This is a genomic window from Rhizobium sp. SSA_523 (assembly GCF_030435705.1).
GTDB lineage: Bacteria > Pseudomonadota > Alphaproteobacteria > Rhizobiales > Rhizobiaceae > Neorhizobium.
In genome coordinates this window covers 658,190-673,299 of record NZ_CP129382.1, presented here as the reverse complement: position 1 = coordinate 673,299, position 15,110 = coordinate 658,190, and the positions used below count along the sequence as shown (strand labels likewise).

Genomic DNA, 15,110 nt, shown 5'->3' with positions numbered 1-15,110 from the left:
CTCGCACAACGGGGAAATCTTCGAATGACGTCACTGGATGCGACGGATCGTGCCATATTGCGGGCTCTCCAGACCAATGGCCGGATGTCAAACGCCGAACTGGCACAGAAGGTCGGCCTTTCGGCCTCCGCGTGCTCACGGCGGCTCGACAGTCTGGAAACGAGCGGCGTCATCAGTGGCTATCACGCCCGCCTGTCGCACAAGGCGATGGATTACAAGATGATGGTCATCGTCCACATCTCGCTTTCCGGACAATTCGCCAAGACGCTGTCGGAATTCGAAGCGGCGGTGAAGCTCTGCCCGAATGTCCTCGTCTGCTACCTGATGTCAGGCGAATATGATTATATCCTGCGGGTGGCTGCGAAAGACCTCGAAGATTACGAGCGCATTCACCGGGACTGGCTGTCGGCCCTGCCGCATGTCGTCAAGATCAATTCGAGTTTCGCGCTGCGGGAGGTCATCGACCGGCCGAATATCGGCCTCTGACGGTGGTTGCGGCACGAACGGGCATGCCGGTTCCCCCCTGCCGGACGGCGGCGCGCTGCCGGACGCTTGTGGATGGCCTGTCATTTTCCTGATGCTTTGCCATGACATTGCCCCTACAGTTTCGTCGCAAACGACCGAGGGAGTTCTCCATGTCATTCCTGTTCACACAACCGAAAATGTCTCGCCGCTCCCTGCTTGGCGGGATCGCCGCGGGCTCGGCACTGGTGATGCTGCATCCCTTTGCCGCCCGCGCCCAGGCCAATCAGGCGCATCTGCGGATCATGGAGACGACCGATATCCATGTGAACATCATGCCGTACGATTATTATGCCGATAAGCCGAACGATACGATGGGCCTGGTGCGCACTGCGAGCTTCATCGATCAGGTTCGCTCGGAAGCCGGCAATTCAATGCTGATCGACAATGGCGATCTGCTGCAGGGCAATCCCATGGGCGATTACATGGCCTATGAGAAGGGCATGAAGGCGGGAGACCTTCACCCGGTCATGAAGGCCATGAACGCGCTGGGCTATGATTGCGGCACGCTCGGCAATCACGAATTCAATTACGGCCTCGACTTCATGTTCAACGTGTTGAATGGAGCGGCATTCCCTGTCGTCTGCGCCAATCTCACAAAGGGGCAGCTGGCTTCCGATCCGAAGCAGGACGAGCTGTTCTTCAAGCCCTATGTGATCCTCGAAAAGCAGATTAAGGACGGTTCCGGATCGTCGAGCCCGATCAAGGTCGGCTTTATCGGCTTCGTCCCGCCGCAGATCATGGTGTGGGATGCCAAGAACCTGGAAGGCAAGGCGCAAACGCGCGACATCGTGCAGGCGGCAAAGGCCTGGGTTCCCGCCATGAAGGAAGAAGGCGCCGATATTGTCATCGCGCTCTCGCATTCCGGCATCGACGCGTCCGGCCAGACCGAGCGGATGGAGAATGCCTCCCTCTATCTCGCCGGCGTCGAAGGGATCGACGCCATTTTCACCGGGCATCAGCATCTTGTCTTCCCCGGACCCAAGGACTTCGAAGGCATTGCCGGCGCCGATGCGAAGAAGGGCACGCTGCAGGGCAAGCCTGCCGTGATGGCGGGGTTCTGGGGGTCCCATATGGGGCTGATCGACCTGCTTCTGGAAAAAGACGGCAAGAGCTGGAAGGTGGTCGACTTCACCACCGAGCCCCGGCCGATCTATCATCGTGACGACAGCCGCAAGGTCATTGCCGATGCCAAGGACAAGCCGGAGATTGTGGCGGCCGTGAAGGCGGAGCACGAGGCCACGCTTGCGTATGTGCGACGGCCCGTCGGCAAGACCTCCGCGCCGCTCTATTCCTATTTCGCTCTCGTTGCGGATGATCCGTCGGTGCAGATCGTTGCCAATGCGCAGACCTGGTACGTCAAGGATCTGCTGAAAGACGGAGAATACAAGGATCTTCCGGTTCTGTCGGCGGCGGCTCCGTTCAAAGCCGGCGGTCGTGGCGGCCCGGATTATTTCACCGATGTGCCAGCCGGCGACATAGCCATCAAGAATGTCGCGGACCTCTATCTGTACCCGAATACGGTGCAGGCCGTCCTCATCACCGGGGACCAGGTGAGAAACTGGCTGGAAATGTCGGCCGGCATGTTCAACCAGGTGGCCGCCGGCACAAAGGACGCCGCTCTGCTGAACCCGAAATTCCCCTCCTACAATTACGATGTCATCGATGGCGTGACCTACCAGATCGACCTCTCGCAGCCGGCGCGCTTCGATGGCGACGGCAAGCTTGCCAATCCCGATGCGCATCGCATCGTCAATCTCCAGTTCGACGGCAAGCCGATCGATCCGGCGCAGAAATTCGTGGTGGCGACCAATAATTATCGCGCCGGCGGCGGCGGCAAGTTTCCCGAGATCGCCGGCGACAAGGTCATCCTCGTCGCGCCCGATACCAATCGCGACGTGATCGTGCGCTACATCATCGAGCAGGGCACGATCAATCCCTCGGCGGATGCCAACTGGTCCTTCAAGGCTCTGCCGGGCACCACGGCTGTGTTCGAAAGCGGACCGAAGGGACGCCAGTATCTCGCCGAGATCAAGGGCGCCAAGATCGAAGATGCGGGCGAAGGCGCCGAAGGCTTCGCGAAATTCCGCCTAGTGCTTTGAATTGTCTCGCATTCACGGGCTTTAGCCGCCGGTTTTCGACCGGCGGCTTTTTCATGTGCGAGCGCTGTTTTTCGAGCGGCTGGAACTTCGTCTGCCAGCGTACGCATCACCACGGACAGGTTGAGGATGCTATAGGGGGCAACCGACTGAAATCACAGGGGCAAGAACGGCAGAGACATTTGGTCTTGCCTCAGCCAGCGAGAACCATGTCCGCTTATCAAAAGTCCGAAATCCGCAATCGATTGCTCTACACGCTTCCGGAACATGAGTTCGAAATCATCAGGCCCACCCTCAGACCGATCACGCTGACCAAGGGATTCGTTATCGTCGAACCGGACCAGCCGATCGACTATGTCTATTTCCCCTTTACCGGGATCGGCTCGGTCGTCACCGTCTCGCCGGAAGGCCATAAGGCGGAAGCAGGCATGTTCGGCCGCGAGGGTTTCTCGCCAACGCCGGCCGGCGTCGGCGGCAATGTCAGCATTCATGAAGTGATCATGCAGGTCGAAGGCGAAGGCGTTCGCATCGAGCTCGATCACCTAGCCGAATTGTTGAAGCAATGTCCCGTCTTCGCCAATTATCTGGCCCGCTTCATCCAGGCATTCGGCTCGCAGATCTCCTTCACCGCCCTGTCGAATGCCGTGCACAGTATCGACGAGCGGTTGGCGCGCTGGCTCCTCATGTGCCACGACCGCGTCGATGGCGACGAGATCGCGCTGACCCATGAGTTCATCTCGCTGATGCTGGCGGTGCGCAGGCCAAGTGTGACGACCGCCCTGCACGTGCTCGAAGGGCATAAGCTCATTCGGGCCGAACGCGGCAGAATCACCATTCGGGACCGGGCGGCGCTGGCCGCCTTTGCCGGCGACGCCTATGGCAAGCCCGAGGAAGAATATCGCCGGCTGATCGGCGAATTATGGGTCTAACCTTTGCTGCGGCTCGCTCGGTCTACATCGGCCATGGCAGCCGCGGCGGATCCGCTCAGACGGTCTCCAGATCCAGCCTGTCCTGCGGTACGGTCATCAGCCGCTCATAGGCCACCTCGGCCTGCCCATAGGCATCCTCGGCAAAGCGCTCCATGGCCGGCCGGTTGCGGATCGTGGTTCGGCCCCGCTCGGAGCGGATGAAGCCGTGCCCCTCCAAAACGTGAAGCGCAGACGTGACGCTCGGCCGCCGAACGGCGAGCATCAAGGCCAGGAATTCATGCGTCAGCGCGATCTCGTCGCCATCGACGCGGTCGTGGCACATGAGCAGCCAGCGCGTCAGCCGCTCGTCGACCGTGTGGACGGCATTCGACAGGGCGGTGGCCGCAATCTGGGCCGTGAAGGCCAGGATCGCCCGCATCACCAGCTCGCGCAGGTCCGGCATGTCCTGCTGCAGCCGAATGAAGGTCGATGCAGACAGCCGCCATCCCCAGCCTTCCAACTGCATGATGATGTCGGTCTCCGCATCCTGGCCGGCGACGGAGCCGGCAAGCGGCAGAAATCCTTCGCGTCCGAAGAGACCCGCCTCGGCACGTTTGCCCTGAGGCGACACCGCGACGGCAGAGGCGATGCCACCGCCGAGAAAATAGACGTGGTCAACTTCCACGCCCGCCTGTGCCAGTTGCATCCCTTTCGGAAGTTCCATCGGAACCACTTGCTGATTCAACCGGAGCAGATCGCGTTCCGGCAGGAGAGCCAGCAAGCGGTTGGACGTTGCGGAAGGGTGTGAGGTGAGCACGCCATCTCCTGTTGCTCCGCCATTTCGGCGGTGGTGATCTAATTTTCCGTGACAAGGGGGAACACAAATGACCGCAAGGAGTTCCCTCAAAATCCTGGAGCAATCCTATTTTTCGTACGGAACCGTACCGGAACGGTTGCAGCGTCTCGTGCATTGCATCGCATTGGTGCCATGTCATGGCATGAGGGGGCTAGGAGCGAACAAAGTGAGAAGTATCCGCTTTCCGAAAGGGATCACACTTTCCGACGACGCCAGTATCGATGATGCCGATGCCGACGGGGCCGATGTGAACGATATCGATGAAAACGATATCGATTCCAGCAATGCCCGTCCGGCCAGGCGGCTGAAGTTTCAGCAGCGCGTACCGGATATCGAACGGATGGCGGGACGGTACTGCCCCATACGCGCCGACGCGCTGCGCCTTGCGCAGGAGACGCTGCGGCAGACCGTTGCTGCACTGGCCGGCGAAAAACGCCTGCTTTCCCCCTTGCAGCTCGAACGGCTCATCTTTCGCATCATGCATGGCATCGCCCATTCCAGCCTCTTTGCCGGATCGGTCGAGGCGGCTGTCGACGACACGCCGCATCCGGAAGAGCGACGGCACCGGGATCTCTAGGATCTACAGACCCTAATGGACGCCGGCATCTTCCTGTGCCTGGCAGTCTCTCGTCAGCGCCTCGACGATCGCGTCGCGGGCCGCCATGTCGGTCGACAGGATATAGGGCTGGGCAGTTGCCGATTCCGGCATGTTCGGCATGACATAGAGGAAGGGGACGTCGCGCTCGTCAAGATCCTCCGACAATTGCAGCAGGTCATCGGCCGGCAGAGAGAGATCGAGCAGGATCCCGCCCGAACGACGTGCAAGATCCATATCCAGTGCGGCCGGCGCTATCGGTCCGTGCAGGCGCACCCCTGACCGCATCCAGGCTTCGCGTATGGCATCGTCAACCAGACCGTCCGGCCCGACCACGATCACATCAAATCCAATCACCAGCGTCCCTTTCAGCGGGCAATCATCTTCAGTCAGAGGTTACGCCGCAAGGCGGCGCGGCCGGTTCATGGCATTGTCACGCGCGCACTCAGGCTCGCCATGAACAGGCGGACATGCTGCGCGATCAACATGAATGACCTTCCGCCTATTCGGCAGCGAGTGCCTTGCGGCGTTCTTCGAAAGAATGCAAGGGCAGTTCATGGCTGGAGAGGTTCGGGCAGCGACTTAATTGCTGCGCCAGCGAATTGATCAGCCACAGGGTGGCGGGACCGGGGGAATCGGCGATGCGGCGTATGGCGTAAAGCGGGTATTCCGCCGTCTCATAGGCATCGATCTTCAGCGGGCAAAGGCGGCCGCTCGCCAGGTCTTCGAGAATGAGCGAGGCCGGCAGCCCGCCCCAGCCCAGGCCGCCGCGGATCAGCTGGTGCTTCGTGGCGATGTCGCTCACCCGCCAGATCTTGTAGGACAGGACGTTGAAGGTCTGGCCTTGGGTGATGCCGGAGGCGTCGGTGACCACCAGTTGCACCTCCTCCCGCACGTCCACCCGGGTGAGCGGACGTCCAAGCTGCGCCAGCGGATGATCATAGGCCGCCACCGGCACCATGTAGGAATGGCCGATCTTCTGGACGGTCAGCGAATCATCCTGCTTCATCAGCATGCCGCCGACGCCGACGGAAGCCTTGCCGCTCAGCACCATGTCCATCACCATGCCGAGCTCGCCGGAATTCAGGCTGAGCGCGACGGACGGAAAGAGCTTGCCGAACTCAGACAGGGTCTCCACCACCGCCTGGGTCGGAACCATTGTGCTGATGGCGAGCGACACTTCCGCCTCAAGCCCCTGTTTCAAGGCCTTGGCGCGCGCCCGCATGATCTGCAGATCGGAGACGATGCGGCGGGAATCGGCCAGCATCGCCTTTCCGGCCTCGGTCAGATGGGTCTGGCGGGTGCCGTTGCGCTCGAACAGCGACACTTCAAGCTGTGCTTCGAGATTGCTGATCGTATAGCTGATCACCGATTGCGCGCGGTTGAGATTGCGCGCCGCGGCACTGAAGCTGCCAGCTTCGGCCACCGCCAGAAACACCTGCAACTGATCCAGCGTCGGGTTCGGCTCCATCATCCATCCATTTCGTCGATAGGTAATTTCTATATTATCTCGATTTTCTTGATGAGTGTCCACTTCTAAATAGGGCGCAACGCAGCCGCGTTCCCGATCAAACCGTATGGATATGATGATGTCGAAGATCCTTCTCGTGACCTCGAGCCCCCGCGGAGACGAATCCGTTTCCTCCAAGATCGCCGCAGATCTGGCGCAGGCGCTTGCCGCGTCCACCGGCGCGACCATTGCCCGCCGCGATGTCGGCCAGCAGCCGATCGCTCATCTGGATACCGTCACCACGGCAGCGATCCGCAAGGCACCGGCCGACCGCACCGCTGAAGAAGCGGCAGCGGCCAAGACGTCCGATACGCTGATCGAGGAGCTTCTGTCGGCAGACCAGATCGTCATCGGCACCGGCCTCATCAACTTCAACATCTATTCCGGGCTGAAAAGCTGGATCGACAATATCGCACGGGCCGGGGCAACGTTCCGCTATACGGCTGCCGGTCCGGAAGGGCTTGCCACGGGCAAGAAGGTCTACATCGTCCTGGCAGCCGCCGGCGTCTATTCCGAAGGCCCGGCCGCCGGCATGAACCACGCCGTCCCCTACCTCAAGACCGTGCTGGGCTTCATGGGCATGACCGATATCGAAGTGGTCTATGTGGAAGGCCTGGCCTTCGGACCGGAAGCCGTGGCCAAGGCTCTGGCCTCTGCCGAAAGCCGCACGGCCGAACTGGCACGCGCCGCCTGATCCCACAAACCTGATCTAAGGCGCCTCATCGGGGGCGCCTCATCCGGGGGGCGCCTGATAGGGGGCGCCTCGTCCGGGGGGCACCTCTTCCGAGACGCCGGGATCCCGCCTTCAGGCCTGGAAGGCGAGCCGCCGTTCGCGATCATTGGCAATGGCGGCTCTATCCAGCGGGCGGTGCGCCAGACCCGCCTCACCCCCTCTGGCAGGAACCAGGCCGGGATCGATCTGCGTCAGCCGCTGGTCGAGCGGCACCGGACGGCCCAAGAGAAAGCCCTGCAACTCGTCGCAGCCGGCGGCGCACAGGAATTCCGCTTCCTCGATCCGCTCCACCCCTTCCGCGACGATCTTCATGCCAAGACTCGTGCCGAGATTGATGATCGTCTGGACGATGGCCTGCGCCTTTTCCGAATCATCGACAAAGGACACGAAGCTGCGGTCGATCTTGATGGAATCGAAGGGATAGCGCGAGAGATAGCTGAGCGAGGAATAGCCGGTGCCGAAATCGTCAAGCGCGATGGAAAAGCCGAGCTGTTTCAAGTCCTTCAAAGTCTGCACCGCCCGCTTGTCATTGTCGATGAGCATGCTTTCGGTGATTTCCAGCTCGATCAGATGCGCCGGCGCTTTCGTGATGCGCAGCGTCTCCACCATATTGGACAGGAAATCCGAATGGCGGAACTGCAACGGGCTGACATTGATGCTGATGCGCAGGCCGCCGAGGGAGGGAAGGATGCGACAGGCTTCCAGAACCACCCAGCGGCCAAGCGCGATGATCTGGCCGGAGGCTTCGGCCACGGGAATGAAATCGGAGGGCGGGATCAGCCCCTTTTCCGGATGACGCCAGCGCAAGAGCGCCTCATAGCCGCTGATCGTCGCGGTGGCCGTCTCGATGCGCGGCTGCAAATAGAGCTCGAATTCCCGCCGCTCCAGCCCGAGATCCAGATCCGCCTCCAGCGCTCGCCGCTTCTCGATCAGCTCATTCATGCCGTGCTTGTAGATGCAGGCCGTGTTCCGGCCATTCTCCTTGGCGCGGTAGAGCGCGATATCGGCACAACCGACAAGGCTGTCGACATGGCCGGCATGGTCGGGGCAGAGCGCGCTGCCAATACTGACCGTGACATGAACCTTCTCGCCCTGCCCCACGACGATCGGCTCGCGCATGGCCCGCAGCAGGCGATGAGCAAAATCCTCCAGCTGATTGCCGAAAGCCGCCTTTGTCAGGATCACGGCGAATTCGTCGCCGCCGAGACGCGCGACGACATCCGTCGGCGTCACCAGCTTTCGCAAACGCTGCGCCAGTTCGCGGATGACCGTATCGCCCGCCTGGTGACCGTGTACATCGTTGATGTCCTTGAAATGATCGATATCCACCAGCACGACGCCGCATCGCGCGCCACGGTCGGACCAGTGCACGAGGCTCTCCAGCCGTTCGGTGAACAGGGTCCGGTTGGGAAGCGCCGTAAGCGGATCATGCAAGGCCAGGAAGCGGATCCGATGCTCCGCCTCCTTTCTCTCGCGCAGATCGACGATACAGCCGATCCTTGCCTTGCGGCCGCGATAGACGATGTCGCGGCCCTTGACCTGAACCGGCACCCGCTCGCCATTGCTGCAGATCAGCGTCAGTTCATGGGCGCTGTCGTCGTTCAGCTCCGTCAGCGCCTTCAGCTCGACCCCGGCTTGCGTTTCGAGCAGTTCCGACAGGTGGCGGCCGGCCAGATCGGATAGCGGCGAGCCGACCAGCGCCTCGAGCTGACGGTTGCCGTCGACGAGGACGCCGTCGACATGAATGAGAATGGCTTCGAAGGTCGTATTGGCAAAGGCGGCAACGCGCTCCGCCTCCTCCTGGTCGCGCTGCATTTCCAGCAGGGCTCCGCGGCCCCGCTCGTCCTGCTCGATCGAATCCATCAGCCGGTTGAAAAGCCGCGTGAGCCGTTCGGATTCATCACCGCGCACCGGCGTCAGGCGCTTGGTGAGATCGGCCTGGCCCGCCAGAAGATCGGAAATGGCATCCTCGACATGACCTATGCCCATGGGCGTCGCATGTTCTGCGGCGTTCAGCCCGTCCTCTTCCGCCTTGGCCGTGACGCGCAGCCTGATTGTCCGGTCACAGATCCAGAAAAAGGCAAAGCCCAGTCCGAACGCCCAGTAGAAATTGATCCCCGCCCCCAGGGTCTGGATGTAAAGCTGGTCGATGCGGCTGCCGGCCGGCAGGTTTTCCACCGGCGCCAGCAGCGCGAGGCCGAGCGTGCCGACCACGCCTGCAAAGGCGTGGATGCCGATGGCGCCGACGGCGTCATCCACCTTCAGGCGCCGCTCGACAAAGGCATTGCCGAACAGCGCCACGGCACCGCCCGCAGCGCCGATGAGCAGCGCGCCGCCCGGCTCCAGCAGATGGCATCCGGCCGTGACCGCCACAAGGCCACCCAGCATGCCGCCATTCGATTTTTCCGGCAGGATCACCCCATCCTGATAAAAGCCGATGATATAGCCGACACAGGCGCCCATGCCGCCGGCAAGCACGGTATTCAAAATGATCGGCGCGATCTGCGCGCCGGCATGCAGGGTCGATCCCCCGTTGAAGCCGATCCAGCCGATGAACAGCAGGAAGGCCCCGGTGGTGGACAGAACGGGATTGTGACCGGCAATGCGGATGGGACTTCCATCCGCGTCGAAACGATCGAGCCGCGGGCCGATGACCATGCAGGCCGCCAGAGCGACCCAGCCGCCGGTGGCATGCACCACCGTCGATCCGGCGAAATCCACGAATCCCCAGTCGGCCAGGAAGGCGGAATTTTCGCCGCCAAGTGCCGCGCCCCATGTCCAGTGCGCAAAGATCGGATAGATCAAAGCCGACAGGAAGACCGAGCCGAAGACATAGGCCGAAAGCCGCATGCGCTCGGCCACCGCACCCGATACGATGGTGGCGGCCGTTCCGCAAAACATCACCTGGAATACGAAGAAGCCGGCCTGCCAGGGATCGAGGTTGCGCAGGAAGTAGAAGTCGCCGTCCCAGCCGAAGGGCAGGCCTTGCGACTTGCCGAAGGCCAGCATGAAGCCGATGGCCGCAAAGGCCACCACGCCGAAGACGAAGTCCAGAAGGTTCTTCTGTGCGACATTGATGGAATTCTTGGACCGGACCATGCCGGCTTCCAGCAGCAGAAAGCCCACCTGCATCATCATGACGAGGCCGGAGGCGGCCATCAGCCAGGTAAGATCGATCGAGAGGCGCGGATCGACGGGTGTCGTCTGTGCTGCAAGCGCGCCATCCGCCGCGATGATCACAATGCTCCAGGCGGTCGCAAAGGCAGGAAAACGTCTGGAGCAAAGCTTCATCAATACACCCGGCAATATTCATCGGCGAATATCGTTCGAGTCTAACCGAGAGGCTTTAATACAAGGTGATCATCGCAAGGCCGAGGCCAAAAGGCGCAAGCCTTTCCATGACTTGCCGTCGAGCTCGCCGAACGTCAGGCGGAGCGGCTCTCAACGCCATCGGCAAACAGGGACGCACCGTTCTGGTCGATGATCTGACGGCCCTTGCGGAAGGTGCAGTCCAGCGCATCTTCCATGGAGGTGAACATGTCGGCGCGAACGAAATTGCGCACCAGTTCCTGCCCTTCAACCTGCTTGACGATACGGCCGGCCAGGCGAAGCTGCGAGCCCTCCCGCACGGGTTCGGCATAGATCAGGCAGCCGGCATGTTCCTGAGGCTCGGCTTTCGCAGCCGGTTGCGCGCTGCTCTGGCCGCCGCCGGAAAAGGCAGACCGGATCTTTGAGAAGAGAGATGTCATGCTGCGTTCGCCTTTCAAGAAACAATCAATGTGTCATCCGTATATAGGGCATCCGGACGAGGGTCGATATCTTGCGATAGCTTAGGGTCAAAACCCGGCTGCAGCAAAGTGCGGCCCGGTCAGATGATGAGGTTGGCGAGGATCTCGTTGTCGGTAATGTCCTGGTAGCCGAGGCCGGCCGCATCGAAGCGGCCCAGAAGATCGGCGAAATTCTCCGGATCGCGGGTCTCGATGCCGATCAGGATGGAGCCGAAATTGCGCGCCGATTTCTTCAGATATTCGAAGCGGGCAATGTCATCGTCCGGTCCGAGAAGATTGAGGAAATCGCGCAGCGCGCCGGGCCGCTGGGCGAGGCGCAGAATGAAGTATTTCTTCAGCCCGGCATGCCGCATGGCGCGTTCCTTTACATCCGGCAGACGTTCGAAGTCGAAATTGCCGCCGGATACGATCGCCACGACCGTCTTGCCGCGCAGCTGATCGGGATCGAGCGCTGCAAGCGCCGTCAGCGACAGGGCGCCGGCCGGCTCCAGCACGACACCTTCGATGTTCAGCATGTCGATCATCGTGACGCAGATGGCGTTTTCCGGCACCGCCATCACCTGCGCTTCGGAAAATCGCTGCAGGGCGGCAAAGTTCATGTCGCCGATGCGGGCGACGGCCGCGCCATCGACGAAATTGTCGACCTTTGCCAGCGTGACCGGATGGCCGGCCTTCAGGCTCTCTTTGAGGCTCGGCGCACCCTCGGGCTCCACCATGAGGAAAGCCTCCTCGTGAAGCTCATCGCCGAGATAGCCGGTAAGGCCCGATGCAAGTCCGCCGCCGCCCACCGGCATGACCACGAGATCGGGACGCGTGCCTTCGGGCAGCTGCTGCCGGATCTCGGCTGCTACCGTTGCCTGGCCTTCGATGATATCGGCATGATCGAAGGGCGGAACCATCACGCCCTCGATCTCTTCGACATGGGCGCGCGCGGCAGCGTAGCACTGGTCGAAAATATCGCCCACCAGACGGATGCGGATGAACTCGCCGCCGAACATGCGCGTCTTGTCGATCTTCTGCTGCGGTGTCGTGACCGGCATGAAGACGACGCCATGCACCTGGAAATGGCGGCATACGAAAGCGAAGCCCTGTGCATGGTTGCCGGCCGAGGCGCAGACGAAGATGCGGGTCCGGTCGCCGTGCTGCAGCGCCTTGCGGAAGAAATTGAACGCGCCGCGGATCTTGTAGGAGCGCACGGGCGAGAGATCTTCGCGCTTGAGCCAGATGTCGGCATTGAAGCGGCGGCTGAGATGCTCGTTCAATTGGAGCGGCGTTTCGGGAAAGATCTCCCGCATCGCCTGCATCGCCTCATCCACAGCCTTGCTCGTCATCTTCGTCCATCCGTTGAATTTCCATCCGCGGCCCGCTATGCCATAGCTGATCGTGAGAGACAAAAGCTTCTTTCCGCAGCCAACAATTCGGGACTCACGCTTTTGAACGCGAACCTCTTCCGCTCTTCGATCTATGTGGCCGGCCTGTGCGGCCTTTACCTTGCAGCGGCGATGTTCGTGCCGGCGCTCGCCGATCTCTATTATGGCAATCGCGACTGGACGATCTTCGTGATCTCCGGCGTACTGGTCGGCGGTCTGTCGCTGGCAGCCGCCATGGCGACGCGCGGCACGCCTCCGGTCTTCAACAAGCGTTTCGGCTTTTTCATCGTCAACCTGCTATGGGCGGTGTTCTCGATCATCGGTGCCTTTCCCTTCTATGTCTCGCCGATCGGCCTGAGCTTCGCGCAGTCGCTGTTCGAATCGATCTCCGCCATCACCACCACCGGATCGACCGTGATCACGGGACTGGACAACATGCCGCCGGGAATCCTTCTGTGGCGCTCGCTGCTGCACTGGCTTGGCGGTATCGGCATCGTCGCGCTCGGCCTGTTCGTGCTGCCCTTCCTGCGGGTGGGCGGCATGTCCTTCTTCAAGCTGGAATCCTCCGACACCAACGACAAGCCCTTCGCCAAGCTGGCAAGCTTTACCCGCGCCTTCATGGCTGTCTATGTCGGCATCACCATTGCCTGCACGGTGGCTTTCGATCTTGCCGGAATGAGCCATTTCGACGCGCTCAACCATGCCATGGCGACAGTCGCGACCGGCGGCTTTTCCACCCATGACGCCTCGTTCGGCTATTTCAACAGCCTTCCGCTGATGTGGATCGCCACGATTTTCATGACCCTCTGCAGCCTGCCCTTCTCGATCCTGATCCTGTTTGCGGTGCGGCGCAGGCTGGACAGTCTTCGTGATCCGCAGGTCGCCTTCTTCCTTGGCTATCTCACCGTATTTTCACTGATGGCCGGCCTCTACAATCACCTGCGCAATGGGGTGGAGATCCCGGTGGCCATGGCGCATGCCTTCTTCAATATCTCGTCCCTGCTTTCCACCACGGGTTATGCCAGCGAGGATTACACGCTCTGGGGGCCTTTCGCGATCACGCTGGCCTTCATCGTGACCTTCATCGGCGGGTGCTCCGGCTCGACCGCCGGCGGCATCAAGGCCTATCGCTTCGTGGTGATCTTCAATGTCATCCGGGCGGGCATCAAGAAGCTGATCTATCCGAATGCCATCTATCCGGTGCGCTACGGCAATGCGACAGTCGATCCGGAAGTGCTGCGCGGCATCTTCATGTTCGTCAGCCTCTATATCCTGCTCTGGGCCTTCGGAAGCCTGTGCATGTCGCTTCTGGGATACGATTTTCTCACGTCGATCTCCGCCTCTATCACCTGCCTGTCGAATGTCGGGCCGGGCCTCGGCAGCATTATCGGTCCGGTCGGAAATTTCTCGACCCTGTCGGAGCCGGCGCTTTACCTGCTCTCGCTGCTGATGCTTCTGGGACGCCTCGAGGTTCTGACCGTTCTGGTGCTGATGTCGCCGCTCTTCTGGCGGCGCTGATTGGTGCGGACGACGGGGGTCGAACCCGTATACCCGAAGGCGAGGGATTTTAAGTCCCTTGCGTCTACCAGTTTCGCCACGTCCGCAATCGAGGTGCTTTATTCAGCGGGTTGCGCGAAAAATGCAAGGGCAGGATGAGAAAGAATCGTTCGCTCGGAGCGGCTCCGGCATGCTAAAGCCACCGCCCTCCCCGGCGGCGGAGATCACCCTCATCGCGCCGCATCCGCGGGTGCAACCAGGTGCACCCAAAGGAACTCCGAGCCCGCCATACCGTTTACAACGCAAGCCAAACGGATCAGGATCCGACCATGAAAAAGCGCATCGCGTCCCTCCTCAGCATCCTGTTGCTGACCGCCTGCACGACAGGAACCGTGGAGCCCATCCCCGGCAGCATCACCTATGGCGGCCAGCCGCGCACCAAGCTCACCAAATCGCCGGTGGGCAGCCTTCTGACGCATCAATTCTATTCCGAAGGCCGCGTGGCGCAGGAAACCTATGTGCTTCAGCCGGACCGCAGCCTGAAGCTGATCGAACGCACATGGCGCCCGATCGTGAATTTCTAGGGACCTGCCTCGGCTGGACGGGCGCGCGCTTGCGCCGGCGCGGCAGGCAAATGACGGGCGGCGGCATGTTTGCCGTCACGCCGAAGGCCTGTGGCGTGGAGCGCTCGGGACCGGAGTCCTTGCCGTCTGCGGAGAAAGACCTATTTTGCGCAAAAAAGCAGAGGGATGATCGTGAAGTACCGGTTTCTAATCGTTGAGGACAGCCTCCTCATCGCCATGGATCTAGAGGAAGCGGTGGCGCGTGCCGGCCACGAGGTGATCGGCATTGCACCGGACATGACGGTTGCGCTGAATTATGCGAAAGAAAGCGACATCGCCTTTGTCGACGTGCGGCTCGCCGACGGCGAAACGGGTCCGCGGCTTGCCCGCATGCTGGTGGATCGCGGCGTGCTGGTCGTCTTCGTCACCGGCAATCCGATGCTGGTGGAAGGCCGCGATGCCGGCGCGCTTGGCGTGATTCCAAAGCCGCTCACGCAGCAGGCGGCGGCCGATGTGATCGATTTCGTCGTCGACTGGAAGAGCGGCCGCAAGCGGCATCCGCCGGCGCGCATGCGCCTTTTCCAGCCGCTTGCGCCCACTCTCTGAGCCTGCCTGCTTGAACGCTTGGGGCGAGGCGCCTCAAATCCTTCGGCTTCAGTTCCGGGCTTG

14 protein-coding genes and 1 tRNA gene are annotated in these 15,110 nt (G+C 61.5%); 8 read left to right on the top strand and 7 right to left on the bottom strand.

Annotated elements, in window-relative coordinates:
* Nucleotides 1-24 precede the first annotated feature (24 nt).
* The 3 genes from QTJ18_RS11510 (at nucleotide 25) to QTJ18_RS11500 (ending at nucleotide 3,550) form a co-directional block, all read left to right on the top strand.
* Nucleotides 25-486 carry an Lrp/AsnC family transcriptional regulator gene (locus QTJ18_RS11510; RefSeq protein WP_252754768.1) on the top strand — a complete coding sequence of 154 codons (462 nt, stop codon included), beginning with the start codon at nucleotides 25-27 and terminating at the stop codon, nucleotides 484-486.
* A gap of 149 nt (nucleotides 487-635) precedes the next feature.
* The gene (locus QTJ18_RS11505) at nucleotides 636-2,624 is read left to right on the top strand and encodes a bifunctional 2',3'-cyclic-nucleotide 2'-phosphodiesterase/3'-nucleotidase (protein WP_252754767.1); all 1,989 of its coding nucleotides are present in this window, start codon (nucleotides 636-638) and stop codon (nucleotides 2,622-2,624) included.
* Between the two features lie 206 nt (nucleotides 2,625-2,830).
* Nucleotides 2,831-3,550: a Crp/Fnr family transcriptional regulator gene (locus QTJ18_RS11500; RefSeq protein WP_252754766.1), complete on the top strand. Its 720-nt coding sequence runs from the start codon at nucleotides 2,831-2,833 to the stop codon at nucleotides 3,548-3,550.
* Nucleotides 3,551-3,605: 55 nt separating this feature from the next.
* Here QTJ18_RS11500 and QTJ18_RS11495 read toward each other — a convergent pair whose 3' ends face one another.
* Nucleotides 3,606-4,253, bottom strand: coding sequence for a Crp/Fnr family transcriptional regulator (locus tag QTJ18_RS11495; protein ID WP_252754765.1), 648 nt, complete (start codon nucleotides 4,251-4,253; stop codon nucleotides 3,606-3,608).
* A 298-nt stretch (nucleotides 4,254-4,551) separates the two neighbouring features.
* On the opposite strand from QTJ18_RS11495, the gene QTJ18_RS11490 reads away from it, so the two are divergent.
* Entirely contained in the window at nucleotides 4,552-4,962 is a 411-nt protein-coding gene (locus QTJ18_RS11490; RefSeq protein WP_252754764.1) for a hypothetical protein, read from the top strand.
* Nucleotides 4,963-4,974: 12 nt separating this feature from the next.
* Here the strand turns inward: QTJ18_RS11490 and QTJ18_RS11485 are convergent, their stop codons facing one another.
* Nucleotides 4,975-5,337, bottom strand: a complete 363-nt coding sequence (locus tag QTJ18_RS11485; RefSeq protein WP_252754763.1) for a hypothetical protein — start codon at nucleotides 5,335-5,337, stop codon at nucleotides 4,975-4,977.
* Between the two features lie 145 nt (nucleotides 5,338-5,482).
* Nucleotides 5,483-6,451 carry a LysR family transcriptional regulator gene (locus QTJ18_RS11480; protein ID WP_252754893.1) on the bottom strand — a complete coding sequence of 323 codons (969 nt, stop codon included), beginning with the start codon at nucleotides 6,449-6,451 and terminating at the stop codon, nucleotides 5,483-5,485.
* 118 nt (nucleotides 6,452-6,569) lie between these two features.
* On the opposite strand from QTJ18_RS11480, the gene QTJ18_RS11475 reads away from it, so the two are divergent.
* Entirely contained in the window at nucleotides 6,570-7,184 is a 615-nt protein-coding gene (locus QTJ18_RS11475; protein ID WP_252754762.1) for an FMN-dependent NADH-azoreductase, read from the top strand.
* A gap of 111 nt (nucleotides 7,185-7,295) precedes the next feature.
* Here the strand turns inward: QTJ18_RS11475 and amt are convergent, their stop codons facing one another.
* The 3 genes from amt to ilvA all read right to left on the bottom strand — a co-directional run bounded on the left by amt (nucleotide 7,296) and on the right by ilvA (nucleotide 12,342).
* The gene (gene amt / locus QTJ18_RS11470; RefSeq protein WP_252754761.1) at nucleotides 7,296-10,514 is read right to left on the bottom strand and encodes an ammonium transporter; all 3,219 of its coding nucleotides are present in this window, start codon (nucleotides 10,512-10,514) and stop codon (nucleotides 7,296-7,298) included.
* Between the two features lie 134 nt (nucleotides 10,515-10,648).
* Nucleotides 10,649-10,972, bottom strand: coding sequence for an HlyU family transcriptional regulator (locus QTJ18_RS11465; RefSeq protein WP_252754760.1), 324 nt, complete (start codon nucleotides 10,970-10,972; stop codon nucleotides 10,649-10,651).
* Between the two features lie 119 nt (nucleotides 10,973-11,091).
* The gene (ilvA, locus tag QTJ18_RS11460) at nucleotides 11,092-12,342 is read right to left on the bottom strand and encodes a threonine ammonia-lyase (protein ID WP_252754759.1); all 1,251 of its coding nucleotides are present in this window, start codon (nucleotides 12,340-12,342) and stop codon (nucleotides 11,092-11,094) included.
* Between the two features lie 102 nt (nucleotides 12,343-12,444).
* On the opposite strand from ilvA, the gene QTJ18_RS11455 reads away from it, so the two are divergent.
* The gene (locus tag QTJ18_RS11455) at nucleotides 12,445-13,899 is read left to right on the top strand and encodes a TrkH family potassium uptake protein (RefSeq protein ID WP_252754758.1); all 1,455 of its coding nucleotides are present in this window, start codon (nucleotides 12,445-12,447) and stop codon (nucleotides 13,897-13,899) included.
* 1 nt (nucleotide 13,900) lies between these two features.
* Here the strand turns inward: QTJ18_RS11455 and QTJ18_RS11450 are convergent.
* Nucleotides 13,901-13,985: transfer RNA gene (locus tag QTJ18_RS11450), tRNA-Leu, on the bottom strand.
* 222 nt (nucleotides 13,986-14,207) lie between these two features.
* Between QTJ18_RS11450 and QTJ18_RS11445 the strand changes: the two genes are divergently transcribed.
* A complete protein-coding gene (locus QTJ18_RS11445) occupies nucleotides 14,208-14,462 on the top strand; it encodes a hypothetical protein (RefSeq protein ID WP_252754757.1) in 255 nt (84 codons plus the stop codon).
* A gap of 171 nt (nucleotides 14,463-14,633) precedes the next feature.
* Nucleotides 14,634-15,047, top strand: a complete 414-nt coding sequence (locus QTJ18_RS11440) for a response regulator (protein ID WP_252754756.1) — start codon at nucleotides 14,634-14,636, stop codon at nucleotides 15,045-15,047.
* The last annotated feature ends 63 nt before the right edge of the window (nucleotides 15,048-15,110 follow it).

Bases quoted from the DNA above. Each gene is read 5' to 3' on its own strand.
- QTJ18_RS11500 (WP_252754766.1), top strand. From the start codon at position 2,831: ATGTCCGCTTATCAAAAGTCCGAAATCCGCAATCGATTGCTCTACACG.
- QTJ18_RS11465 (WP_252754760.1), bottom strand. From the start codon at position 10,972: ATGACATCTCTCTTCTCAAAGATCCGGTCTGCCTTTTCCGGCGGCGGC.
- QTJ18_RS11445 (WP_252754757.1), top strand. From the start codon at position 14,208: ATGAAAAAGCGCATCGCGTCCCTCCTCAGCATCCTGTTGCTGACCGCC.
- QTJ18_RS11505 (WP_252754767.1), top strand. From the start codon at position 636: ATGTCATTCCTGTTCACACAACCGAAAATGTCTCGCCGCTCCCTGCTT.
- amt (WP_252754761.1), bottom strand. From the start codon at position 10,514: ATGAAGCTTTGCTCCAGACGTTTTCCTGCCTTTGCGACCGCCTGGAGC.
- QTJ18_RS11480 (WP_252754893.1), bottom strand. From the start codon at position 6,451: ATGGAGCCGAACCCGACGCTGGATCAGTTGCAGGTGTTTCTGGCGGTG.
- ilvA (WP_252754759.1), bottom strand. From the start codon at position 12,342: ATGACGAGCAAGGCTGTGGATGAGGCGATGCAGGCGATGCGGGAGATC.
- QTJ18_RS11495 (WP_252754765.1), bottom strand. From the start codon at position 4,253: ATGGAACTTCCGAAAGGGATGCAACTGGCACAGGCGGGCGTGGAAGTT.
- QTJ18_RS11475 (WP_252754762.1), top strand. From the start codon at position 6,570: ATGTCGAAGATCCTTCTCGTGACCTCGAGCCCCCGCGGAGACGAATCC.
- QTJ18_RS11510 (WP_252754768.1), top strand. From the start codon at position 25: ATGACGTCACTGGATGCGACGGATCGTGCCATATTGCGGGCTCTCCAG.